19 protein-coding genes are annotated in these 23,507 nt (G+C 35.8%); 5 read left to right on the forward strand and 14 right to left on the reverse strand.

Translation table 11 applies throughout. The features are described from left to right. The first annotated feature begins 203 nt into the window (after window positions 1-203). From RV15_RS05120 to RV15_RS05130, 3 genes are all read left to right on the forward strand, one after another. A complete protein-coding gene (locus RV15_RS05120) occupies window positions 204-1,394 on the forward strand; it encodes a quaternary amine ABC transporter ATP-binding protein (RefSeq protein ID WP_071876977.1) in 1,191 nt (396 codons plus the stop codon). Next, on the forward strand, window positions 1,387-3,102 hold the full coding sequence (locus tag RV15_RS05125; protein WP_071876978.1) for an ABC transporter permease/substrate binding protein: 1,716 nt from the start codon (window positions 1,387-1,389) through the stop codon (window positions 3,100-3,102). The genes RV15_RS05120 and RV15_RS05125 overlap by 8 nt, the downstream gene beginning before the upstream one ends. Window positions 3,103-3,282: 180 nt before the next feature. Then, entirely contained in the window at window positions 3,283-3,870 is a 588-nt protein-coding gene (locus RV15_RS05130; RefSeq protein WP_071876979.1) for a YcxB family protein, read from the forward strand. 278 nt (window positions 3,871-4,148) lie between these two features. On the opposite strand, the gene RV15_RS05135 is transcribed toward RV15_RS05130, so the two are convergent. The 12 genes from RV15_RS05135 to RV15_RS05185 all read right to left on the reverse strand — a co-directional run bounded on the left by RV15_RS05135 (window position 4,149) and on the right by RV15_RS05185 (window position 16,812). Beyond that, window positions 4,149-5,459 carry a glucosaminidase domain-containing protein gene (locus tag RV15_RS05135; protein ID WP_083429107.1) on the reverse strand — a complete coding sequence of 437 codons (1,311 nt, stop codon included), beginning with the start codon at window positions 5,457-5,459 and terminating at the stop codon, window positions 4,149-4,151. A 711-nt stretch (window positions 5,460-6,170) separates the two neighbouring features. Beyond that, a complete protein-coding gene (locus tag RV15_RS05140) occupies window positions 6,171-7,331 on the reverse strand; it encodes an ABC transporter permease subunit (protein WP_071876980.1) in 1,161 nt (386 codons plus the stop codon). Beyond that, window positions 7,328-8,203: an ABC transporter ATP-binding protein gene (locus RV15_RS05145; protein WP_071876981.1), complete on the reverse strand. Its 876-nt coding sequence runs from the start codon at window positions 8,201-8,203 to the stop codon at window positions 7,328-7,330. Before RV15_RS05145 ends, RV15_RS05140 begins: the two co-directional genes overlap by 4 nt. Before the next feature lie 2 nt (window positions 8,204-8,205). Beyond that, window positions 8,206-8,943: a hypothetical protein gene (locus tag RV15_RS05150; protein ID WP_083429108.1), complete on the reverse strand. Its 738-nt coding sequence runs from the start codon at window positions 8,941-8,943 to the stop codon at window positions 8,206-8,208. Then, window positions 8,936-9,490, reverse strand: coding sequence for an RNA polymerase sigma factor (locus tag RV15_RS05155; RefSeq protein WP_483866616.1), 555 nt, complete (start codon window positions 9,488-9,490; stop codon window positions 8,936-8,938). The genes RV15_RS05150 and RV15_RS05155 overlap by 8 nt, the downstream gene beginning before the upstream one ends. Before the next feature lie 96 nt (window positions 9,491-9,586). Further along, window positions 9,587-10,627: an acyltransferase family protein gene (locus RV15_RS05160; RefSeq protein ID WP_071876982.1), complete on the reverse strand. Its 1,041-nt coding sequence runs from the start codon at window positions 10,625-10,627 to the stop codon at window positions 9,587-9,589. A gap of 143 nt (window positions 10,628-10,770) precedes the next feature. After that, window positions 10,771-10,902 carry a hypothetical protein gene (locus tag RV15_RS19045; protein ID WP_281246822.1) on the reverse strand — a complete coding sequence of 44 codons (132 nt, stop codon included), beginning with the start codon at window positions 10,900-10,902 and terminating at the stop codon, window positions 10,771-10,773. Window positions 10,903-10,917: 15 nt separating this feature from the next. Then, window positions 10,918-11,586 (reverse strand): hypothetical protein, encoded by a 669-nt coding sequence (locus RV15_RS05165; RefSeq protein WP_217265801.1) that lies wholly within the window; start codon window positions 11,584-11,586, stop codon window positions 10,918-10,920. Between the two features lie 28 nt (window positions 11,587-11,614). Next, window positions 11,615-12,166, reverse strand: a complete 552-nt coding sequence (locus RV15_RS05170) for a signal peptidase I (RefSeq protein WP_083429111.1) — start codon at window positions 12,164-12,166, stop codon at window positions 11,615-11,617. Continuing rightward, window positions 12,163-12,528, reverse strand: a complete 366-nt coding sequence (locus RV15_RS05175) for a hypothetical protein (protein ID WP_071876984.1) — start codon at window positions 12,526-12,528, stop codon at window positions 12,163-12,165. The genes RV15_RS05170 and RV15_RS05175 overlap by 4 nt, the downstream gene beginning before the upstream one ends. A 21-nt stretch (window positions 12,529-12,549) precedes the next feature. Next, entirely contained in the window at window positions 12,550-15,597 is a 3,048-nt protein-coding gene (locus RV15_RS05180; RefSeq protein WP_071876985.1) for a family 43 glycosylhydrolase, read from the reverse strand. A gap of 396 nt (window positions 15,598-15,993) precedes the next feature. Further along, window positions 15,994-16,812, reverse strand: a complete 819-nt coding sequence (locus tag RV15_RS05185; protein WP_071876986.1) for a helix-turn-helix transcriptional regulator — start codon at window positions 16,810-16,812, stop codon at window positions 15,994-15,996. 119 nt (window positions 16,813-16,931) lie between these two features. On the opposite strand from RV15_RS05185, the gene RV15_RS05190 reads away from it, so the two are divergent. Continuing rightward, window positions 16,932-18,686 (forward strand): glycoside hydrolase family 35 protein, encoded by a 1,755-nt coding sequence (locus RV15_RS05190; protein ID WP_071876987.1) that lies wholly within the window; start codon window positions 16,932-16,934, stop codon window positions 18,684-18,686. Window positions 18,687-18,712: 26 nt separating this feature from the next. Here the strand turns inward: RV15_RS05190 and RV15_RS05195 are convergent, their stop codons facing one another. Both RV15_RS05195 and RV15_RS05200 read right to left on the reverse strand, forming a co-directional pair. After that, a complete protein-coding gene (locus RV15_RS05195; protein ID WP_071876988.1) occupies window positions 18,713-20,428 on the reverse strand; it encodes a sensor histidine kinase in 1,716 nt (571 codons plus the stop codon). Further along, complete coding sequence (locus RV15_RS05200) at window positions 20,425-21,951, reverse strand: response regulator transcription factor (protein WP_071876989.1); 1,527 nt, start codon at window positions 21,949-21,951, stop codon at window positions 20,425-20,427. The genes RV15_RS05195 and RV15_RS05200 overlap by 4 nt, the downstream gene beginning before the upstream one ends. 183 nt (window positions 21,952-22,134) lie before the next feature. Between RV15_RS05200 and RV15_RS05205 the strand changes: the two genes are divergently transcribed. Continuing rightward, window positions 22,135-23,439 carry an ABC transporter substrate-binding protein gene (locus RV15_RS05205; RefSeq protein WP_071876990.1) on the forward strand — a complete coding sequence of 435 codons (1,305 nt, stop codon included), beginning with the start codon at window positions 22,135-22,137 and terminating at the stop codon, window positions 23,437-23,439. Window positions 23,440-23,507: the final 68 nt, after the last annotated feature.

A 23,507-nucleotide genomic window follows, 5' to 3' on the forward strand; every position in this document is an offset into this window, starting at 1 on the left:
ATGTCTCAGTCATTTTTTCCTATTTTCCTGTCAAGGCTAAACGAGCTCGTTCAGCTTTTATTGTTATCTAGCTTCGCAGGCTAACTCCGACAGAAAAAAGATAAAATCCGATTGTGGCGAAAAGCACCACCCTCTGATTTCCCTATTTTTCTGTCGGAGTTGGACGAACCTGCTCAGCTTTTAAAATAAGGAGGAATTTTGTTTTGCCCAAAGTACAAGTCTCACATTTAACAAAAATATTCGGTAAAAAATCAAAACAAGCACTGGATATGATCAAAGAAAACAAAGATAAAACTGAAATCTTGAAAAAGACCGGTGCCACAGTTGGCGTTTATGATGTCAATTTTGAAGTAGAAGAAGGCGAAATTTTCGTGATCATGGGTCTTTCTGGTAGTGGTAAGTCTACCTTAATCCGTTTATTGAATCGTTTGATCGAACCGACTTCTGGAAATATTTTTATTGATAATCAAGACATCTCAAAATTGGATAAAGAAGGCCTTAGAGAAGTTCGTCGTAATAAGATGAGCATGGTTTTCCAAAATTTTGGTCTCTTCCCTCACCGCACGATTTTAGAAAATACAGAATATGGTTTAGAAGTTCGTGGTGTCCCAAAAGAAGAACGGACTGCAAAAGCTGAGCAAGCGTTAGAAAACTCTAGTTTATTAGCTTTTAAAGATCAGTTTCCTAATCAGCTATCTGGCGGGATGCAACAACGTGTCGGTTTAGCTAGAGCTTTAGCTAACGATCCAGAAATTTTATTGATGGACGAAGCCTTTTCCGCCCTTGATCCGTTGATTCGTCGGGAAATGCAAGATGAGTTAGTTGATTTACAAGAAAACGTGAAAAAGACAATCATCTTTATTACCCACGATTTAAATGAAGCTTTACGCATCGGTGATCGAATCGCTTTAATGAAAGATGGTCAGATCATGCAAATCGGTACTGGTGAAGAAATCTTAACGAACCCAGCTAACGATTATGTACGTACCTTCGTTGAAGATGTCGATCGTTCGAAAGTCTTGACTGCTCAAAATATCATGGTTCCGGCACTAACGACCAATATTGAAATTGACGGTCCAACCGTTGCTCTAACACGGATGCGCCAAGAAGAAGTTAGTATGCTTTTAGCTGTTGATAAAAAACGTCAACTAAAAGGTGTTGTCCGAGCTGAACGCGCTCTAGAAGCACGTAAAGCAGGTAAACCATTAACTGACTATGTGGATACAGATATTACTTCTATCGACAAAGATATGCTTGTCAACGATATTTTCCCAATCATCTATGATTCACCTACGCCAGTTGCTGTAACTGACAATAATAAATTGCTTGGTGTTGTCATTCGTGGTAGCGTTCTTGAAGCATTAGCAGAAACAGAGGTGAATATCAATGAATAATTATCAATTGCCAGTAGCAGATTGGGTTGAAACAATTACAGAATGGATGACGAATACTTTTTCCGGCGTTTTCAGTTTCTTCCAATCAACAGGTCAAAGCTTAATGGACGGAATCACTTCTCTATTAGTTGCAATTCCTCCTGTACTATTTATTATCATTTTAACTGCCATTGCATTCTTTATTTCAAATAAGAAAATTGGTTTAAGTTTGTTTACACTGATTGGGTTACTTTTCATTTATAATCAAAATCTATGGACAGATTTAATGAGTACTGTGACTTTAGTTTTACTTTCTAGTGTTGTTTCGATCGTTATCGGTGTGCCACTTGGAATTTTAATGGCCAAAAGTAATAAAGCACAAAGTATTATTACGCCTATTTTAGATTTCATGCAAACCATGCCTGGATTTGTTTATTTAATTCCGGCCGTTGCGTTTTTCGGAATTGGTATGGTTCCTGGGGTATTTGCCTCAGTGATCTTTGCATTGCCACCAACTGTTCGTTTTACAAATCTTGGAATTCGTCAAGTACCGAAAGAACTGGTTGAAGCATCTGATTCATTTGGTAGTACGGGTTGGCAAAAACTATTCAAACTTGAGTTACCATTAGCTAAAAGTACCATTATGGCCGGTGTCAATCAAACAACCATGCTGGCACTTTCTATGGTGGTGATCGCATCAATGATCGGTGCACCTGGACTTGGCCGTGGCGTTCTTTCGGCCTTACAACGTGCCCAAGTCGGTAATGGCTTTGTTAATGGGGTTGCGTTAGTTATACTAGCGATCATCATTGATCGTTTTACTCAAAATTTAAATAAGAAAAAAACAACTCCAGCTAAATCAAAATTCTCTAAAAAACAGAAAATTGGTGGAACTGTTGTTGCTGTTGTAGCTATTGTTGCTTTGATGGCTGGCTCTACTCTTTTCTCATCTGCTAAAAACGAAGAAAAAAACATTTCGCTTTCTTATGTAGAATGGGATACAGAAGTTGCCTCAACGCATGTCATCGGTGAAGTGCTAAAAGATGTTGGGTACAATGTCTCACTAACACCATTGGATAATGCAATTATGTGGGAATCACTCTCAAAAGGAGAAACCGATGCAATGGTTGCCGCTTGGCTTCCTGGAACTCACGGTGAGCAATACAAACAATATAAAGATAAAGTGGATGATTTAGGTGAAAACTTAAAAGGTGCTAAACTTGGTATCGTCGTTCCACAATATATGGATGTCAATTCAATTGATGAGTTAAAAGATCAAGCTGGTAAAAAAATCACTGGGATCGAACCTGGTGCAGGCGTTGTTGCGGCGGCTGAAAAAACGCAAAAAGCTTACAACAACTTATCTGATTGGTCTGTTGAAACCTCATCTTCTGGTGCAATGACCGTTGCACTTGGACAAGCGATTAAAAACAAAGAAGAGATCGTGATCACTGGTTGGTCTCCTCATTGGATGTTTGCTAAATATGATCTTAAATATTTAGAAGATCCAAAAGGCACCATGGGCAATGAAGAAGCCATTCATACAATGGCTCGAAAAGGATTAGAAAAAGAAAATCCTGAAGCTTATAACATCTTAAACAATTTCCATTGGACAAAAGAAGATATGGAATCTGTGATGTTAGAAATCAACAACGGAACAGATCCAACACAAGCAGCAAGAGACTGGATCGACAGTCATTCAAAAGAAGTTGCTGAGTGGAAAAAATAATAAAAAGAGCTGCCCATAATTTTTGTGGTCAGCTCTTTTTCATGTCTAGCCTCTTCCTTTTCTTTACTTATTTAAAATCCCTGTACCCTCTCAGTGCATCATTCAGTAAAACGAATTAATTTATAAACTTCTTTATTTTCAATAGGTCAAAAGCTATAATTTAAATTAGGAGGTGATAAAATGGTGTTAAGATTCACACAAACTTTAACGCAAGAAAACTGGTTAAATTTCAATAAAATTTACATGAAAGAAAAAAATAAACGTAGACGCTATCTTCTTTTAAGCATTTCCATTATAAGTTTCTGTATGTTCTTCTATTCAATCTATCGAATTTGGACTTTCTTCCAAAAAGATTCATTCTCTTTTTTAAGTATTAGCTTTACTCAAATAATTCATTATTGTCCAATTGACTTTTATAGCGCACTTCTTTTTTTCATTGTAGGTATAGAATTATGGCTTATATACTACAAAGAAATTGATTTCAGAATAAAAAAAATGTTAAAAAACTCTTCAAATCGTTCTTTTTTTGTCGAAAAAGAATTTATTATAACGAATGAGAAGATCGAAGTAACCACCCAACTATCAACTTCTACTTATGAGTGGCCCATATTTATAAATTGTATTGAAACAAACAATGACCTTGCTTTGTTTTTAAATTCATCTTCTATTTTATTGATTTCAAAAAAAGAACTCAGTCAGGAACAACTCTTTCAATTAAAACAACTAATCACTGAGAAAATGGCTGATTCATATGAATTTTTGACTTAGTTTATTTAGGAGTTGTCAGTAACACTCAAAAAAATAACCACCGCTGGGTAGGCGGTGGCAAGGAGTTCTTTTTTACTTGAGGAGTAAAAATGAAAAAGTGTTTTGTTTGGGTTTGTTATTGGGTATGAGTTAATAATAACGGGAAGATTTGAAGAAACTATGCCTAAATCATTTAGGTTTTCTATAGAATAGTTAAGAAAAAGTAAATAGACCTTAAATAAAAAAGTCAATGATATTGTTGAGCGATTAAGCTCGACAGTATCATTGACTTACTTTTATTACTTAGGTGTCACATATGCTAAGATATTCGCTGTATCTTTATCAATCACTCTAAATGAAACCATACCTAAGCCCGCTACATTCATTTCTGAAATTAGAATAGATCCATCATCATAAACATGTTCAACAAACGCTACATGTCCATAGGTTCCATCCGCTCCAGCAACTGTTGGTTGGAAGCTGACAGCAGTTCCTGCTTTTGGTTTACTTGTTACTTCATAACCATTAGCTTTTCCTGTTGCCCCCCAGTCCATTCCATTGCCCATTGTTGTTTCAACAGAACCATCTAATTGAACAATACGGTTATAGACATATTGCGTACAATTTCCTGCAGCATAGGCTTCTGAACCAGAATATGTTTCCCCAGAATAGTCTTTGAAATCACTATCTGGATGACTATCAGAAACGATGATACCACTTGTTGATGTAGATGGTTTTTCTTTATCGTATTCAGTCAAGTCATATTCTTCGATAAATGCATTCAGTTTTTGATCATAGCTAGTATCTGTTGCATAGACACCAGTTAACGCTTTTGTCGCTTCACGATAGCTAACGGCATTGGCTTTCCAAGTACCTGAATAAATCGTTTTATTTGAATCGATGCCTTCTTTCATCAACTTAGCATAATCTTCAAATGATTCTTTGTAACCAGGATATTTTTTAAACGCAGCATCAATTGTGTACCAATTGCCTGAACCGTCATCTTCTTGTGTAGAAAAGATAACTTTCTCGCCTTTGTATTCACCTTTGATACCAAATAGATTATGATACGGTTGTTGGCTTAAATCGCTATTGCCAGAACCTGTCTCCAAAATTGCTTGAGCAATCATAACAGAAGCATATAGATCATTTTTTTGACCAACGGCACGCGCTTTTTCTCCGATTCGGCGAATAAATGTTTCCGTGGGCTCATTTTTTACGATCTTAATTGCTTGATCCAATTGTGCTTCAGTAGGCGCGTGATCAGCTGTTGGCTGAACAGGTTGTTCTTCTGGTGCTGTTTCAATTGGAGTACTTGGTTGTGGCGCTACTGGGACTTCCTCATGGCTACTTGCAGGAGGTTGCACTTCCTCTGAAGATTCCGTACTCTCATTAGTTGTTGTTTCAGTAGTACTAGTTTCTTCTTCTGAAGTAGATGAATCAGTCGTCGTTGGCTCTTCTGTAGACGAACTTTCTGTTGTTTCAGCCGGAGCTTCTTCCACAGTTCCTGAATCTGACTGGGTTAATTCATCCGCATGACTAATTACTGGTACTAAATTAACACTGAGTAGTACACAAATCATCTGGAGTGATAAAATTTTTCTTTTCATTCATTTTAATTCCTCTCACATGTATTAAAGATTCCAATACTTTATTTCTAGAATCTATCACTCATTTTTTAGGCCGGTTGTCTGTTGTTTTTAAGCGGTAAGGCAACCCTATAATAATTTTTAAACCCCTGACTTTTGCTTTCATTAAATCCAATCAGTAAAGCATCCTGAGTGTAGGAATATCATGCATTCCTGATCAGCTCCGTGCTTTCTTGAGGTTCCTCCATATGTCCACCTGCCTCATATCTCTAAAAATCACATTTAACCTTCTATAAGTTGAACTTATTTTACCATAAGTAGCAGCTAAAATCTTGTACTTGACTCAAAAAAACTTGAATTTTCCTCAAAAATTCATTATTTAGACACAGATTTGACTATTTATAGCAATTATCCGTATTTTTTTAAGCAAAACGCTTATTCATGCCGAAAAGTTAGTCAATAAATTAAAAATTGGTCTGAGACATCATAACTCGCAACGTTATGCCTCAGACCTCTAAAATTTTAATAAACGGTAGAAAAATTTTTTTTCAAACCTTATTGCCTTATTCTAAAACAAACACAACTTCACGGTTCCACGCTAACTATTCTCCTTATACATAGTATTATTTCAAATTGAATACTTGTGGTTTATTTCATGTTAGAATACATCAAATAAATAAGCTAGCAAACTTCAGACATCATACTAATGTTGAAAAATTTGTGAATCAACTTCTAAGAGAATTTCCAATTTTTCATGCGCAGATAGGAAATAATATCCAGAACTAACTTTGAAATGAGTAAAAATAAGAATAGTAAGCTTGCATTTAAAATAAACGAATCAAAAATATAATTGTCAGATGACAGCAACAGCATCACATTTTTAGGATTGGAAAAATTTATTGGAAAAAGAAATAATAATTTGTTTACCAATCCATTTCTGATTAGCTCTTTCAATAGAGAAGGAAGAAAATAGATTGCTAATGACAGAGCGAAAGCTGCCATTGGTGTTTTGGATAGTGCTGATGCGAAAAAACTCAAACTTGCTATAAATAATATACCAATTATTTGTAATCCAAGAATAAAGAAATAGACTTGCCAATGTGTCCAAGCTAACGGAAAATCCCCTAAATCGAAGCTGAAATTGGTCTGTATATTGGAGCTGCCACCTGACAGATCAAATAAGAAAGAAAGAACACCAAAATTAATGAGTTGAAAAAATAGCAATAGTGCTACTGAAACAATAATTCCCACTCCAATTTTCGACGAATTCATTTTGTTTCGGCCATACTTAGTAGTAAACAGTAACTGATTAATATTTTTACTGGTATCTTCAGAAAAAAGTTGTGAACAAATTAAAATAACTAAAATACTAGAAAGTATAAAAACATGCCCAGTAACCTTAAATAGATCAGTCCAAGGAACAAAATTTCCTAGCTTTAAAGGCTTATCAAACTTCTTAAAATTAAGTGTTTCAATTTTTTTTAGAGGAATGTCTTCAATTGACAAAGGTGTATCATTTTCTAAACTAGTATTTAGATAATCAGAGAAGCTGGGTATTCCACCTTTAATAAACGTTTGCCCCATTTCCCAGTAAAAGGGATAAAATGAAAAATCTTCATCTTTTGCCTCTTGTTGGCGTGATAACAGATAATCAGCTATAATAATTTTTACTTTTTCATTAGTAAAATCTCCAGAATATTTTTCTTGAATGGTCTGGTCAATATTTTTTTGATAACCACCTTTTACGTTTTGACTCTGAGAATGATAATTTTGGCTGTAAATATACCCTACAAAAAGAATCCCGATTAAAATAAACAAGCTAGCAACGATTCCTCCTATTGTAGCTTTACTTGTACGAATTTTTTCAAATTCAAATTTAAATAATTGTCTCACTGCTCAATTCCCTCCTCTCTAAAGTAATAAAGATACAAATCTTCCAACGTTGGCGACACTTTATAAGCAGTTTGAAAGGGCATTTCTTTTGAGACAATCCGAATTACTACACCGTTCTCAGCGTGTTTTTGATTACTGATCGTATAAGTCTGCATTAATTCATGCACTTGCTCCTCAGCAACAACACATTCCCAAACAGCTGTTTCTATTTCTTTCAGTAGTTCTTTTGGCGTCCCTCTATTCACTAAAGAGCCCTTTTTCAACACTAGAATTTCATCAGAGATGTACTCGACATCTGATACAATATGTGTGGAAAGGATAACGATTTTTTCTTTAGAAAAAGAAGAAATGAGATTTCGGAAACGAACTCTTTCTTTTGGATCCAATCCCACAGTCGGTTCATCAAGAATTAAAATTTCAGGATCGTTGATCATTGCCTGTGCAATCCCCAAACGTTGTTTCATTCCTCCAGAATATTGCTTGATTTTTTTATTTTTCACTTCCGCCAATCCAACCATCGTTAATAGTTCGAGGGTTCTTTTTTTCGCCATAGTCTTATTAAGTCCCTTTAATGCAGCAATGTACAGCATAAACTTCAGGCCTGAAAAATCAGCATAATAACGAAAATCTTGTGGTAAAAAGCCTAAAATACTACGATAGGCTTCTGTTTGCAACTGGATGTCTTTATGGTTATAGTGTATTTCACCACGTGTTGGTTTCATTAATCCACAAATAACACGAAAAAGCGTTGTTTTTCCTGCGCCATTCGCCCCTAAAAGTCCATAAACGCCTGGTTTTAAACTAAATGAAAGATTATTTAAAACTTGAACATTATCGTATTCTTTAGATACGTTGCTTATCTTTAACTCCATAATTAATTAGTCCCCTTGTTCATTTGATAGATTTGCACGTATACCACATAAATCAAAGCACAGCTTGTTAAAAGTAAACCTGTTCCCCAATAAGCCATAGAAAGATTATAAACATTGAGCAGATTAGTCAGTACAAAACTTATGCCACCGACAACTCCTGCTATGATCCAAAGTATCTCTTGACGCATATTATTACGCCAAAACGTTAAGGTAGAAAATAAAAGAATACAAAAAATATTGAACGGAACGAGTAGATACAAAAGCACTCGCAAAAGCGGGATCGATAAGGTTATATTTGAGAGCAGTGACATCAACAGGATCAAAACAATATCAACACTCCCAAAAACAATTAATTTCATTAAGGTATGCTGGCTTAAATCATATTTAAAACTTTGTTCAAGCTCCCACATTCCTGAAACAAAACTTTTATATAACTCATCTAAAAAGAAGAGAATAGAGAAAATTAAAAGAAGCAGATAGCTATTCATAATCATTTTGAATGAGGTTTGATATAAAATATGAATATTTACTGTGGCAATTATTAATAACAAAATAAAACATTGCATTACCCATGTTTTTACTTGAATAAATTGAAGCGTTGATAGGAAAAGATTTAGATAGGAATGCTGGTTCATCTGTTTTTTTGCCATAATGCTTTTCCCCATCGCAATTGTTTCCAGACGCCCTTTCTCATTTGGTAAAATACGATAAGTTTTCAAATCTTCTACTTTTTTAGCCATCCCAAAACTCCTTTCGTTCAAGAACTTTTCTTAATTTTTTTAATCCTTGGTGGATTCTTGATTGAGCTGTCGGCACAGAAACACCGGTAATTTCAGCAATTTCCTTTACTTTAAAGCTATGGTAATATTTTAAGATGACAGCTTCTCGTTGCAAGGGATTTAATAAATCCAAGGCTTCTTGAATCATTTTATTGCGTTCTTTGTCAATTAGTTCATTCCCGACTGACAGTTTATTATCTGAAGGAAGCAGGTAATCTTCATACTGCTGTTCATCAAATTTTTTCTTAGTGGTGTAGTTATGACAGGTATTAACCGCAATCGTAAAAAGATAGTTATAAAATTTTCCGCTGAATCGATACCTATGAATATTTTCTACTAGCTTCAAAAAAATATCTTGCGTTAGATCAGCTGCAAGTAATCGATTTCCAAAGCATCTTCTTACACAATAGGAAAAAATTGAATCATAATATTTATTCACTAAACTTTCCCATGCAGTTGGATCACCATTTTTAATTTTTTGAATTAAAAAAAAGTCATTGATCCAAATCACCTTCTTCCTTAAATCCCTTTTCATATAGATTAACAAACTAAAAGAGAAAATCATTTAATAATTGCTAATTTTTTTGCTTAATCCTTTTATACTTTAAAGGCATCTATTCGCATCAGGATATCGTAACTGTTTCTTACATATAGATGCTTTGTCTGTTATCAAAAAATAAATTAATGGACATATGAGACCGATGATTAGCCTAATTATCCCTAACTTACTTGCCGCTAAATCTTTATAATCTCTAATCAAGAAATTAAATATTTCAATTGGAATCATATGAAAAAAGTAGATGCTTTGCCCGATTTTCTGAAACTTTTGAGAATATTTTAAAGAACCTTTGATTTTCAATAGTGTTGAAAATATAATTGTACCAAGTGGAATTAAAGATAATAGAAAATTTTTATCCAATCCTTGATTTTGATAGATTATGGTTCCTTCCATAACCCAAATCACTACAACAGAAACCACGATCCTTTTTTTATATTTTTTTAAAAGAGGTAATTTATTTTGAGTGTCACTTATGTAAAACCCAATTAATACAAAGATAATTCCAAAAAACAGACCATTTTTAGTTGTAATAAAAACCGAAAAAAATGGACGATATACCGTTTCTAGGAAAGTATCTTTTAAGTAGCCATAATAGGTTTCACCTGATCCAACGAAATACAGAATGATTGCTATTAGAAAAGAACTCTTATACCCTAAACTTTTTATTAGTTTACTTCCTAGAAATAACGATAAGAGCAACGCAGGGAAATACCACAGGTGATAAAATACCCCTGAATAAAATAGTCCAATGATTAAAGCAATAGGAATCTTCCATAGCTCTAAATAAAGTTTTTGAGTTAGCCAACAAAATCCGAATGGCAAATAAACTATACTTAAAACTAGATACTTTTTAGTAAAGTTACTAATCCATTTTTGAGCCTTTTCAGAAGAACGAATCATTTTTTTCCTATAAAAATATGCACTTGTTATAAAGTAAAGAGGAACTGCCACTCGACAGACCATGCTTTTTATAAAAAAATGGTGGAAAGGCTTATCAGTAATAGTACCTACATGCACTATTACCACCATGATTGCGCATATAAATTGCATAATATCTAGTGCTGCATACCTCGTTTTATTTTCCATAAAAGTCTCCTTTTTTGATTTTATATCTCACCATTCATTAACAAAAATAGCAGGAAAATCATTTAAAAAGAGCTTACTTTTTTTAATTAATAGGGACTAAGCTTTTATTAAGAGAATAAACCGTTATATATAAATTGTTTATTTTAGCCAACTCTTCTGCCTTGCAGATAATGCCCACACTTTTCTAGCCTAAGTCTTTTAGAATAAAAATCTAAAAAAGCACAGATAAAAGCAAATTTAACTCTGCCTTTATCCGCACTTCTTATTTTATTCATTCGCTAATAATCCGCCTACTTTTCCCTTCCACGAGCCAGTAATTCTTGTAAACGAGCTTGTCCATTTGAAATTGTCCGTTTACTTGCTTGAACGTCAGTCAACTCCTCAAATGACAGCCCGAATTCATCCCTCAAAGCTCCATCAATCACTTGGGTTGCCCTTAAAAGTGCGCCGATTTTAATTTCAGCTTCTTGGTATTTATTTCCCATAGTTTCACCATTGTAGTCTACGTCTGTATTAACAGCTAAACTAGCACCGGCTTCTATTAAAACATACAGTTGACCTGCAGTATCTTTGAACCAATAGACATCTTCATTATCCGTATAATCGCCTGAAGTCGGTGCTAAAGATAACTTAATAGCATTGCTAGTGTCACTAGTAAACTGACGCTCTTCAACTGGAATGACCGTCAATTGATCATCAGCATAGACAAACTTAATTTGAGAACTATTGTCAATTTTTACCATTGCAGGAATGTCGCCTTCGTTACGAATTGTCCCCTTAATTTCTGAATAAGTACCTGGTTCAAAGACCTTAGGATCGGATAATTCTTCAAAACTAGCAGCAATCTTTAATTTCCCCATCGTGACATCTTGCTTCATCTCTATCCGAGCTGTCCACCATGCGTAAGTTGCCCCAAGCGTCACTAAAACAATCGCTATACCTGTCAACACTAATTTCATATTTTTGTTTTTCAACAAATTTTCCACTTTACTCCTCATTTAGATTCCTCATTTCTACTTTTATCCCCTGTTCATTTGAAGCTGTCTTTTTCATTAATAATGTGAAAAAATAACTTAGTAGTATCAAAAGAAATACACTCAATAGAAAAGCTGTCAATCCGCGAGTTGTTCCTATCAGTAGAAAGAATGAGCCAAGATAGGGAATTGAAAAAACAACTTTCCCAACAATCGCTTCCTTGCGGCGTTGTCCTTGATCTGGAAACTCATTCGTATCTCCTTTTGTTTTATAAACAGCATCTTGACCGTTTTCAGCAATATCAACAACACGATGCGTGACATTTTCCCCGGCAGTTTCAAAGGTTACAACATCACCAACTGCTACTTCTTCATTAGTTTCCTTAATGAAGATAAGACTATTTTTAGGTATTTTAGGTGACATACTATCACTCATCACAACACGCAATTGATAGCCAAAATAGCTAACACCATTTGTAATTCGCAGGTTAAGTGAAAATAGAATAAGAGCAATGATCACAAACAAATAGACTTTAGCAAGAAATCGCCCAAGTTTTCTCATCATTGCTCTCCTTCCTGTTGTAATTCAGCATCCGCTTGCCCACGGCTTTCTATTTCAGAATCTTGTGTTGGTTGCTCCTCTAGTCCTTTTTCACTCGTAATTGTCCACTCAAGCGAGCTACTAGTACCCTCAACTAAACTATTGGTTATTGCTTCAACTTCAATTGATTCACTAAATATCGAATGTTCATTTGTTGATGTATTCTCACTATCCAAAGAATCTGTTGTTGCTTTGGATATATTTTTTGTTGTACCATAATCTATTGGTAAATAAAATGTGAAATAACGGGAGGCCCCACTTACACCTAGTGGAAAAATAATACTTAATATCAGTAAGCTAATGATAACTTTCCATTTTCGGTTCATTGGCACCCATCCTTCCAATTTTTAACGTGTGACTCTTAAAGTAAAGCGAGCTTCTTTGCCATTTATTGCTTTAGCATAAACATGAGTTGTCCCAGCTTTTTTAGCAGTGACTACTCCATTTACATCAACACTAGCCACTTCATCTTTTTGAACGGACCAAGTTAAATTCGTAGACGCATTTTTTGGTAAGACACTACTTCCAACAGTTAATTGTTTCCCTACTTTTAGAACTTCGATTGTTTTTGCGTTCAAACTAATGCTTTCAACTTCTGGTTGCCCCTCTGCTAAATGATTCATTAACTCAGCAATCGCACTCTCTAAAGCCGTCACTGCTTTATCAACGATTGCTTGAGTTGCTGTTGGATCATCTTTAACCGCTGAAGCAGCATTACGTGCGATAACAAATTTTGCCCAAGCGTCTGCTTGATAATCTGTTTCAATTAACTTATTGGCTTTTGCCAATTTATCTACTAAGACACTGAAGTTAACTACTACTTTGCTCTCTTTTTCAACAATTGATAACCAACTTAAAACAGGATCAGAGCCCTCTTGTTTCTTAAGGCTAACAACGACTGAGCCCGCTTTAGCTAATGTAAATTCTTTGTTGACAATCGCTTCAGGATTATCAGAACTTAACTTAATTGTTTCTTTACCAAGGACGTCATCATCTAATTTAATCGTTAGTTCCATTTGACGAGTAGCATTCCACCACTCTTTTAAGCCTGCACCAAGTTCATATGTCCCTGCTTCTAAATCAAAAGCGTAATCAATGCTCTTCCCTTGATTAGCCCACCAACCACTGTCTAAAATATGCTTACCTTTATGACGACCAAAATCAAAGTCTTCTGGATTCTCTTCTTCTGTTGTTCCTAAATAACCTGCTTTGTTATCTTTCGTATATTTTTGATCCGCTTTTGTGTTGAGTAGTGTCTCTCCTAATAAATCTTTGGCAGCATCAAAATAAACGGATTCATCCGCTCCACTATCAAAGAAATAACGCAGCCCTTTTGGCGCAACGTGCACATCATGCCAGACATCTTGATTTTTTTCAGGCAGATACCCTTTGATAAAAACCGTGCCTAACTCCTTACCGTTATATGGTTCATATTGCCATTCAATCGGCGTTACTTCCGTTTCAGTACCATAGGAAATGGTGACTTCATTTGGCATTAAATCTGCAATACCTTCCATTGATAAGACACTTTTAGGTAACCCTTTTGGTGTTAAATCAAATAAGCCATTGTCATCAAGTTGATCTAGGGTCCAATGATCAGCTCTTCTAATTGCTAACTGATTTCCAGGTTTAAACTCGATTGGCAACCAAACATAACGAGATTCACTTAAGTCCCAGGAATTCCAACGATCACCCATATAAATAAATTTACCGTTTTCAGGATCTACAGGAATTACATGCGTACTTTGCGTATCATAAGTAGTATTTCCACCCCAATCTGCAGACGGATCGCCCATTCCATGCCAAGGCCCCATCGGGCTATCAGCAACCGCATATTGTGCTGGATTTGGACTCCAACCGGTCTGACCTGAGCTAATCATGTAATATTTATCCTTATAGTTGAACATTGCAGGCGCTTCACGTGACCAGTGAATAAATTCGCGAGTGAAATCCACGCCTTCAGTCGCTTGGTCAAGATCTACAGCTAAATTTGTATAGTCATCATTTAATTTAGAAATAATGGTTGTTTTATTCCCTTCTGAGGAATAAATGACGTAAGCTTGACCATCAGTGTCTTTAAATAATGTCATATCCCGCACTGAACCACGTCCAGCCCAACCATCAAAACCATAATCACCATTTGGATCGTTATGATAATTCAATTTATAACTACCAAGTAATTTGAAAGGACCAGTCGGACTATCACTAATCGCAACGCCAGCTTTAGCTTTACCATAGTCAGCATCACTTCCAGGGAAGCGACCATCAGCATGGAACCAAATCACATATTTGCCTGTTTTATCGTTGTAAAGCATTTTTGGTCGTTCAATAACTGTATTATTCCGGTCTAAATCTATAAAAATGTCATCCTTTTTCTCTTCTGAATAGTCACCATAAAGAGATTTAAAGTACTCATCCGTTTCAAATTGATTCCGCGTTTCCATCGGTTTTAAAACGACGCCTTCATCTTTCCAATTATATAAGTCTGTTGATGTATACAAGTGAATTCCACCAACTGGACGATAGTCATAGGTCTTATCTTCACCGATCCAATAATACTTGGTTTCACCATCAACGGTTAGTTTTTGCACTTGGCCGCCATGAGCTTGGATGGTATTTCCATTTGTATCGTACATCAAGTCGCCTGCTGTTCCAGTAAACGACGTATAAGGCGCTATCGGTTCCTTCTCAGTAACTGCTTGAACTTTGATATAATTGATAATCGGATCGCCTTCTGGACCAGATCTACGCGGGGCCTTAACAGCGACATTCAATTCACCATCCGTCACAGTTGTAACAAACGTTTTGCTGACCCATTCGTTATTGCCAACTTCTCGGTCAGCATCAACCGTCTGACCTTCAAGCATAATATTGAGCCACCGTTTTTCCCAATAGTGCTTAAAGGCCACGGTAACCTCATACGTTTGCTCTTTCATTCCAGGAATCTTCTCTTTGGGTAATTCAAATGAATAGCCCAACATACTTTTTTCTTTATCAAACATTACTTTATCTGACATATAGACAAAACTTTCACCGATATCTGTAGCGTCACTGCCAGATTTGACCATGGAGGAATACTCATTATCCGGATCAGCTCCCCAAGCCATGCCCGTTTTTGAGTCCTTTGAAAATTTCTGATCAACATTTGACTGCAGTAATCCCATTTTTTCCGTTTTTGGGACTACTGATGGATCAGGTGTCCCTGCATTAACAGAATATAAAACACGATCATTATTGAGGACTTCTTCTTCAGTCAGTACTATTTCTTTTTCTGTTTCAGCTTTTATTCCTTCAGTTGCTTGAACAACTGTCGGTCCTGTAATCCCTATGCCTAATAGAAGACTCGTTGCAAACGTTAAAGAAACTTGCGGTAATTTGTTCGAACTATTTTTCATTAGTTGTTTATTCTCCTTTCAAAAGCACTATTTTTATCAACAGCATTCATTCCTTACTCCTGCACCTCGCTTTCATTTAATGATTACCGCATCATTATAGCTATGATTTCTCACTTTTGAAACCGCTTACCAAAAAATACTTAAAATAATCCGAAGATAGGTAAAAAGTACAAAATTTTTAATTCTTCTCCTGGCGCAGTAACTGACTCTTCTACAAAATTTCCTCAACTATTTAGTTATAGATAGAAAAGAGGACATCCCATGAGAGAGACGTCCTAGATTTTTTACCGAAAATTCGAATGAGTGAAGCAGACACATGATCTGAAACAAGGAACATGTAAAATAATGAGTATCAGCTAAGTATTAAACACAGGAACAAACGACGTTCTTGTCACGTTAGTTTTGTACGGTGCGATATAAATGACGAAACTGATTTGGCGTGTAGCCAATATTCTGTTTAAACATGGCAATAAATTGGCTTGGGGATTGAAATCCAACTCTCAAACTAATTTGTTGTACTTCCAGTTGAGGAAAATTGATCAACAACTCCTTTGCTTTATTAAGGCGCCAAGTCATTAAGTATTGATAAGGACTGTTTCCAACAAAGCGATTAAATAAACGATTTAAATATTGTGGGCTGATATAGATTGACTGAGCCAATTCTTCAATGGAAGTAATTTCATAAAAATGTGTTTCGATTTCCGCTATTATCGGTACAATATACTGTTTATATAATGGGTGTTCACTGACAATCTTCGTCTCATTTCTTTGGCTTAAGTGAAGTAAAAAGGAATAACATTGCTGGGAAAGCTCGATTGGTTTTAATTGTTGGTTAATATGATGCGAGATGAGCTGATCAATCCAATCTGAAAAAGAAAACTCTGCAGTATCCGTTGCGGTAATGTAAGCATTACTTTGTAGGATTTGATGCAAACTTTCCTTGATCTCTCCTTCAAATGTGGCGAATTTTGTAACCCAGTTATCTAGAGAATAGTAAGCGTGAGGAACGAACGGCGGGATTAAGATTCCTTCACCGGGGGTTAAAATTACTTTTCGATCGTTTATTAAAACTTCTCCTAAGCCTAATTCTGTCTGAAGCCAATGGTAACGATGGTACCCGTGTTGGCGCTGAATCGCAACTTGTTCCCAGTGATTTCCGATACTTTCTAAAGTGATTGGTAAAGGTCGCACGCTTAATTGAAAATAAATTGGCATTCGCTTCTCCTTTTGTTTCGTATTCTTATATTATTTAGTTTAACTTATTATACTATAAAATTTAGAAATGGTTATACTGAGGGAGAAGAAAATAAAAACTACTAAAGGAGCAGTGCACTATGAAAACATTTGAAATTAAAGATGACTTTTATTTGGACGGTCAACCGATCAAAATCATCTCGGGTGCTATCCATTATTTCCGAGTTGTACCAGAATATTGGCGTGATCGTCTGGAAAAGTTAAAAGCTTTAGGCTGTAATACGGTTGAAACGTACGTACCGTGGAATTTCCACGAACCTCATGAGGGTCAGTTTAACTTTAATGGACGTTTCAATGTGCGGAAATTTATTCAAATTGCAGATGAATTAGGCTTATACGTTATCTTGCGTCCTGCGCCATATATTTGTGCGGAATGGGAATTTGGTGGCTTACCTTATTGGCTGATGAAGGAAGCTGATTTGAAAGTTCGGTTTGATAATCCAATCTTCCTTGAAAAAGTTGATAATTATTTTACTAAATTGTATCCAGAGATAGTGGATCTGCAAATCACTCAAGGTGGACCTATTATTATGATGCAAATCGAGAATGAATACGGCGGCTTTGCTAATGATAAAAGCTATATGGGGAAAATTGCTGATTTGATGGAAAAACATGGGACAGAAGTGCCTTTTGTAACGTCAGATGGACCTTGGGGCGATATGCTCGAAGATGGATCAATCCAAGATCGCGCCTTGGCAACGATTAACTGCGGCTCAAAAATCAAAGAACATTTTAAAGTGTTAAAAGACTTTCACAAAGAAAAGAAACCCCTAATGGTAATGGAATTTTGGATTGGCTGGTTTGATGCATGGGGTGATGAAAAACATCATACAATGGACGGTCAAACAGCTGCCAATGAACTGTCAGATATTTTAGATGAAGGCTCAGTTAATATTTATATGTTTCATGGTGGTACTAACTTTGGTTTTAGTAGTGGCGCCAATTATTATGATAAACTAGCACCAGACGTGACGAGCTATGACTACGATGCACTGCTAACTGAGTGGGGAGATATCACACCGAAATACCGTTTATTTCAAGAGGTGATTGGAAAACATCGAGAAATTCCCACAGTAGAATTAACGACGGATATTAAAAAAATCGCTTACGGTTCAATACAGGCTAGCTCTAAAACGTCATTGTTTAACAACGTTGACAACTTAGCGCAAAAAATCACTCATAATTATCCGCTTTCTATGGAACAATTAGATCAAGGATTTGGCTATGTTTATTATGAAAGTAACATTGGTCGCAAACGCCATATAGAAGATTTCCGCTTAATTGGTTGTATGGATCGAGCCCAGATTTTTGTCAATGATGGTCTTATTGCAACCCAATATGATTTAGAATTAGGCACACAATTGGCATTTGATTTACAGGCTAAAACAAATAAATTAGGTATTTTAGTTGAAAATATGGGCCGTGTAAATTATTCAGTCAAAATGAATCATCAAGAAAAAGGTATTCGCGATGGTGTCATTCTCAATGGTGCGTTTCAAAGTGGATGGGCGATGTACGCTTTACCGATGGATAATTTGGCACAGCTGGATTTCTCTGCTGAATGGGCTGTGGGACAACCAGGCTTTTATCAGTTTACTTTTGAGGCTGAAGAAATCGGGGATACGTTTATTGAGTTACCAAGCTGGGGAAAAGGTTTTGTCACAGTTAACGGTTTTAATATTGGGCGTTTCTGGGAGGAAGGTCCACAAGTCCGGCTTTATATCCCCGGCCCGCTTTTAAAAGTTGGTACAAATGAGATTATCGTCTTTGAATCAGAAGGAAAAGTAGGCACAGAAATCATCTTGACAGATGAGCCGAAACTAGCTAAAAACTAACTAAAAACGACTTGAGTCACTTAGACTCAGGTCGTTTTTTTAGGATGATTGATTGGCATCAATAGTTTAATTGATGTTCCCTCGCCAGGAGCTGTTTGAATTTTTAAACCATATTTTTCTCCATATAGCAGTTGGATCCGTTCGTGAATATTTCGTAAGCCGAGCCCAGAATAATGTTGTTTTAAGGTTGACTGAGTATTCGGCGGCTGGCTATCATCAAAGCCAACCCCGTTGTCGATAATTTCAATTTGTAATTTATCCTCTACCGTGGTAGCAAAAACTTGGATATAGCCCTCTTGATGTTCAGGGAAAGCATGGAGATACGTGTTCTCAATAATAGGTTGAATGATCATTTTGGGCACGAGTAGTTCTTCAGCGGCTTCATTAGCAAAAATATTCGTTTGAATCCGCTCGCCATAACGCAATTGCAAAATGTTAATGTAGGCTTCTACCCCGTTCAACTCTTGTTTCAAGGGAACAACTTCATCTTTATTACTGAGCGTGTGGCGCAACAGTTGGATAAAATTGTCCATCGCCAGACTGGCCTTGTCTCTTTCCCCTTGCCAGATCAGAAACTTAATTGCCGTTAAGGTATTGTAAATAAAATGAGGTTGGATTTGCATCTGCAACGATCGGATTTCGGTCAGTCGTTTCTCCTCTTCAACCGTCATTAAGTGATCAAAATAACCTTGTAAATCTTCTAGCATCAAGTTATAGGCTTTTCCTAATTCTTGCGTCTCATAGGTCCCTTCAATCGCGACACTATTAGAAAACTCGCCCTGGGTCACACTTGGTAAAGCATCAATTAAACGATAAATAGGACCTGTCATTCGTCGAATAACAATAAAAGCAATCACACTTGCTATCATAATTGAAAAAAAGACGATGGTGATAGTGGGTCGTATCAAGTTCATATTTTTGATCAAGGTGTCTTCATTGATCAGATTGTAAAGGGTAAAATTGTACGAATATAGTTTTAATGAATTAGTATAATTATTATCTGCTTTCCTGATTTTGTTACTTAAGGTGGTGCCTAATTGTGATTTTTGGTTAGAAGAAATAACGGTATTTTCACTGTCCGTAATATAAATAGTATGAATATTTTCCGCTAAAACTTGCTCGTAAATTGAGGCAAAGTATTGCTCCGGTACAAAAATCAGCGCATATCCAATAATGCCGATGTCATCTGTAATTTTGCGAATATAAAGTAAGCCTGGTTGTTTTGCGGTTGAAATAGTTAACCCGTTTTGTTGATAGAAATATTGACTTAAAGCAGGATTCCCATCGATTTCTTTCATCAAATCACTCTTAAAAAAGGTGTCGAGAGATTGACTACGGACTCCTTCATTTTGAAAAAAAGTACGGCCATTTTTACCAATTAAAATCAAGTTTGAAGGTGTGTCATTAAATATCCAACTGGTAGATGCCATTTCCTTTTGTAACTTGATAATCGCTTGAATCTCTTCTGATTGATCCTGTTTAAAATAGTCTTGCACGCCTTGACTTTTAGAGACCGTCTCGAAAATACGATTAATGTTGTCATTTAAAAGTTCATAATCATTTTGGATCTTATTCATCAAAATCTGATTTGATTCTTGATATGAAAGCACATATGCACTCTTTGAACGATTAAAAACAACTGCTACGGAAAGTAACGTAACACTGATGACGCAAAAAATAACGATCATCAAGATGCGCGTGAAAAGTTCATTTTGTTTTGACCACAGTTCTAATCGTTTCATAAGCGGTTCTCCCTTCTATAAACAGAAGGAGTAACATGATATTCTCGTTTAAAGAGACGAGAAAAATAACTCAGGTCTGAATATCCCGCAGCTACACTAATTTCTGATAGATTATCGTTTGATGTTAGGAGTAATTTCCTAGCTGCCTCTAAACGTACTGTATTTAAGTAATCAGAAAAGGTCATCTTAAAGTGAGCTGAAAAGAAGCTGGACAGATAATTATAGCTAAAATGAAATTCTTCTGCTAACCGAGCTAAAGATAAATCCGACTGATAATTATCACGAATGTAGCGTTCAATACTGGTAATTAATTCATTTTCTTTAATATCCAGCCTAGGATTTTGCTGTTGTAGTATCTGGCGAATCTGATCATTCATCGTTAAAATAAGCGCTGAAAAATCTTCCAAATAACTCATCTTTCCAATCTGATTAAGGAAATAAGTTTTTAGTTTTGAAAAGCTATCTTCATGAGGATAAGCTTCTTCTAGGCTAGATAATAGTGTATAAAAAATATTGCTGGCTTGCTGTTTCAAATCGGAAGCACTGCTAAAGCTTAAAATCATTTCATTAAAAAATTCCTCAATCCGTACAATGCCCAATAAGAAATCATTATTCAGGATGGCTCGTAGAAACTTCTTCGTATCAAAGCGCTCACGTTGTTTTAACATATACAATTCATTAAATTCAACGATAAAGTGGTGTTTAAAATAAAACCGCTGTTCCTTGGTACCAGCTTTTAGTTGGCTAAAAGTTTTTTTGAGCTGGTTTATCTGAAAAAATGGCTCACTTAAGGTAAAAAAACTCCCTGCTTCAATTTGCCGTAAACTGTAGAGTTTTTTCATTAACATTGTCTGGCTATTCGGCTGAACATTTCTAAAGGCAAGCAATAAACCAGCTTCATCATTACTCGTTGCATAAGCTAACGATTTTATTAGCGTGTTGTCAAAGGTCAATTCGTTTAGTACACGTTGTAGATTATCGCGGTCCTGGTACCAAATCGTATTGGTATAAACTAATTGGTAGCAATCGTATGTAAGAAAATTTGCAACGGGACTTAGGTCAGTCTCTTTATAGCCGACTAAATAACGATTGAGCGTTTGACTTAATACTTCCTCCTCTGAAACAGTTGCCTTTGTTGCTGCTAGCTTGGTTGCAATTTTATTTAAAGCTGTAAGCAAGTTTTCTTTAGTCAGAGTTGGTTTTAATAAATAATCAACCGCACCGTTTTTAAACGATTCAGAAACATAAGTAAATTCGTCATAACTACTTAAAACTAAAAAATGAATCTGTGGAAATTGTTCTTGGATTATTTTAGATAATTCTAAACCATCAAGTTCAGGCATAATTAAGTCCGTAATCACAATATCGGGTTGCAGCTCAATGATTTTATCTAAGGCTATTTTGCCGTTTTCAGCTTCACCAACAATGTGAAAACCAAATTTTTCCCACTGAAGCAAGTGTTTTAAACCATCGCGAATAGCGACCTCATCATCGACGAGTAAAATCGTAATTACATTAGTCAAGAAAACGCCTCCTTTACCGTGTTGAGTCCATTATAGCATTTAAAAGTTTTTAATGAATTAGGATTATTTTATGATTTTTGGACAATTTTATCTACTCATCTTAAATAGCTTGTTAGCGCTTCCTTTCAATTGGTTTAGTGTGTATAGTATGGATGTAAGCAAAAATGGAAAGAGGGAATAAACATGAAAAAGTTTTTAGGCTCCTTATTAGTTTTAGCTTCAGCATTAATGTTAACAGCTTGTGGAGGGGCTGGTAGCAGTAAAGATGCTGATGCAGGAAGTACAAACAATGGTAGTAGTGAAAAAATAACGCTTTGGGCTTGGGATGAAACATTTAACATCAAAGCGGCTGAAATCGCAAAAGAATATTACGAAAATAAAGATGTTACAGTTGAAGTTGTGACCATGTCACAAAATGATATTGTTCAAAAATTAAATACTAGTTTAGCTTCAGGAAATACAGAAGGTTTACCTAATATCGTGTTAATTGAAGACTATCGCATTCAAAGTTACCTGACATCTTATCCCGATGCATTTTCAGATCTAGGTTCAATTGTGAAAGAGAAAGATTTCTCAGATTATAAATTTGCTGTAAATAAAGTTGATGACAAGATTTATGGTGTGCCATTTGATAGTGGAGTTGCAGGTATCTTCTATCGTCGCGATTACTTTGAAGAAGCTGGCTATAAGGAAGCCGACCTACAAGATATCAATTGGGATGATTTAATCAAAATTGCTCGAGTTGTTAAAGATAAAACCGGTCATGCATTGATGACAATGGATCCAAGTGATTTAGGCTTAACACGTATTATTATGCAATCTACAGGTAAATGGTTTACAGATGAATCTGGTGAAAAGGTAACCTTAAAAGGCAATAAAGCATTAGAATACGCCTTAAAAATTCAAGCGACTATCTTAAAAGAAGGTCTAGCTGAGCAAGTTTCTGACTGGGATGGCGGTGTAAATGGGGTTCAATCAGGTTCAGTCGCAAGTGCCATTCAAGGATGTTGGTATGCAAGTACGATCCAAGGCGCTGAAGATCAAACAGGTAAATGGGGTATTGCACCGATTCCAGTCATCAAAGGTGATGCAAACTCTAAACATAGTTCCAACATTGGTGGCGGAGGTTGGTACGTAATCAAAGGCTTACCAGGTGAAGAACAAGCAAAAGAATTCTTAGGACAAACATTTGCCTCAAATGTTGATTTAATGAATCAATTAGCGAAAGAAGTTGGCGTTATTTCTACCTTAAAAGCTGCCAGTAAATCCCCTATTTATCAAGAAGGTGTCGCATTCTATGATGGTCAAAAGGTCTTTGAAGATTTTTCGAACTGGTCTGCTGAAGTACCAAAGGTTAACTATGGTAAAGATACGTACGCCATTGAATCCATTTTAACTGAAAGCTTACAAGAAGTGATTAATGGCGGAGACGTAGATAAAGTCTTAACAAATGTCCAAAAACAAGCTGAAGACCAATTAGAAAATTAAGGGATTAATGCTCCCACCGCTTATTCAGATTCCTTGAGGTTGGGAATGTAACTCGTAGAGTTATATCC

The organism is Enterococcus silesiacus (genome assembly GCF_001886225.1).
GTDB classification, from domain to species: Bacteria; Bacillota; Bacilli; order Lactobacillales; family Enterococcaceae; genus Enterococcus_L; species Enterococcus_L silesiacus.

Bases quoted from the DNA above. Each gene is read 5' to 3' on its own strand.
- RV15_RS05125 (WP_071876978.1), top strand. From the start codon at position 1,387: ATGAATAATTATCAATTGCCAGTAGCAGATTGGGTTGAAACAATTACA.
- RV15_RS05130 (WP_071876979.1), top strand. From the start codon at position 3,283: ATGGTGTTAAGATTCACACAAACTTTAACGCAAGAAAACTGGTTAAAT.
- RV15_RS05135 (WP_083429107.1), bottom strand. From the start codon at position 5,459: ATGAAAAGAAAAATTTTATCACTCCAGATGATTTGTGTACTACTCAGT.
- RV15_RS05145 (WP_071876981.1), bottom strand. From the start codon at position 8,203: ATGGAGTTAAAGATAAGCAACGTATCTAAAGAATACGATAATGTTCAA.
- RV15_RS05150 (WP_083429108.1), bottom strand. From the start codon at position 8,943: ATGGCTAAAAAAGTAGAAGATTTGAAAACTTATCGTATTTTACCAAAT.
- RV15_RS05160 (WP_071876982.1), bottom strand. From the start codon at position 10,627: ATGGAAAATAAAACGAGGTATGCAGCACTAGATATTATGCAATTTATA.
- RV15_RS19045 (WP_281246822.1), bottom strand. From the start codon at position 10,902: ATGAATAAAATAAGAAGTGCGGATAAAGGCAGAGTTAAATTTGCTTTT.
- RV15_RS05165 (WP_217265801.1), bottom strand. From the start codon at position 11,586: ATGAAATTAGTGTTGACAGGTATAGCGATTGTTTTAGTGACGCTTGGG.
- RV15_RS05170 (WP_083429111.1), bottom strand. From the start codon at position 12,166: ATGATGAGAAAACTTGGGCGATTTCTTGCTAAAGTCTATTTGTTTGTG.
- RV15_RS05175 (WP_071876984.1), bottom strand. From the start codon at position 12,528: ATGAACCGAAAATGGAAAGTTATCATTAGCTTACTGATATTAAGTATT.
- RV15_RS05180 (WP_071876985.1), bottom strand. From the start codon at position 15,597: ATGAAAAATAGTTCGAACAAATTACCGCAAGTTTCTTTAACGTTTGCA.
- RV15_RS05185 (WP_071876986.1), bottom strand. From the start codon at position 16,812: ATGCCAATTTATTTTCAATTAAGCGTGCGACCTTTACCAATCACTTTA.
- RV15_RS05190 (WP_071876987.1), top strand. From the start codon at position 16,932: ATGAAAACATTTGAAATTAAAGATGACTTTTATTTGGACGGTCAACCG.
- RV15_RS05195 (WP_071876988.1), bottom strand. From the start codon at position 20,428: ATGAAACGATTAGAACTGTGGTCAAAACAAAATGAACTTTTCACGCGC.
- RV15_RS05205 (WP_071876990.1), top strand. From the start codon at position 22,135: ATGAAAAAGTTTTTAGGCTCCTTATTAGTTTTAGCTTCAGCATTAATG.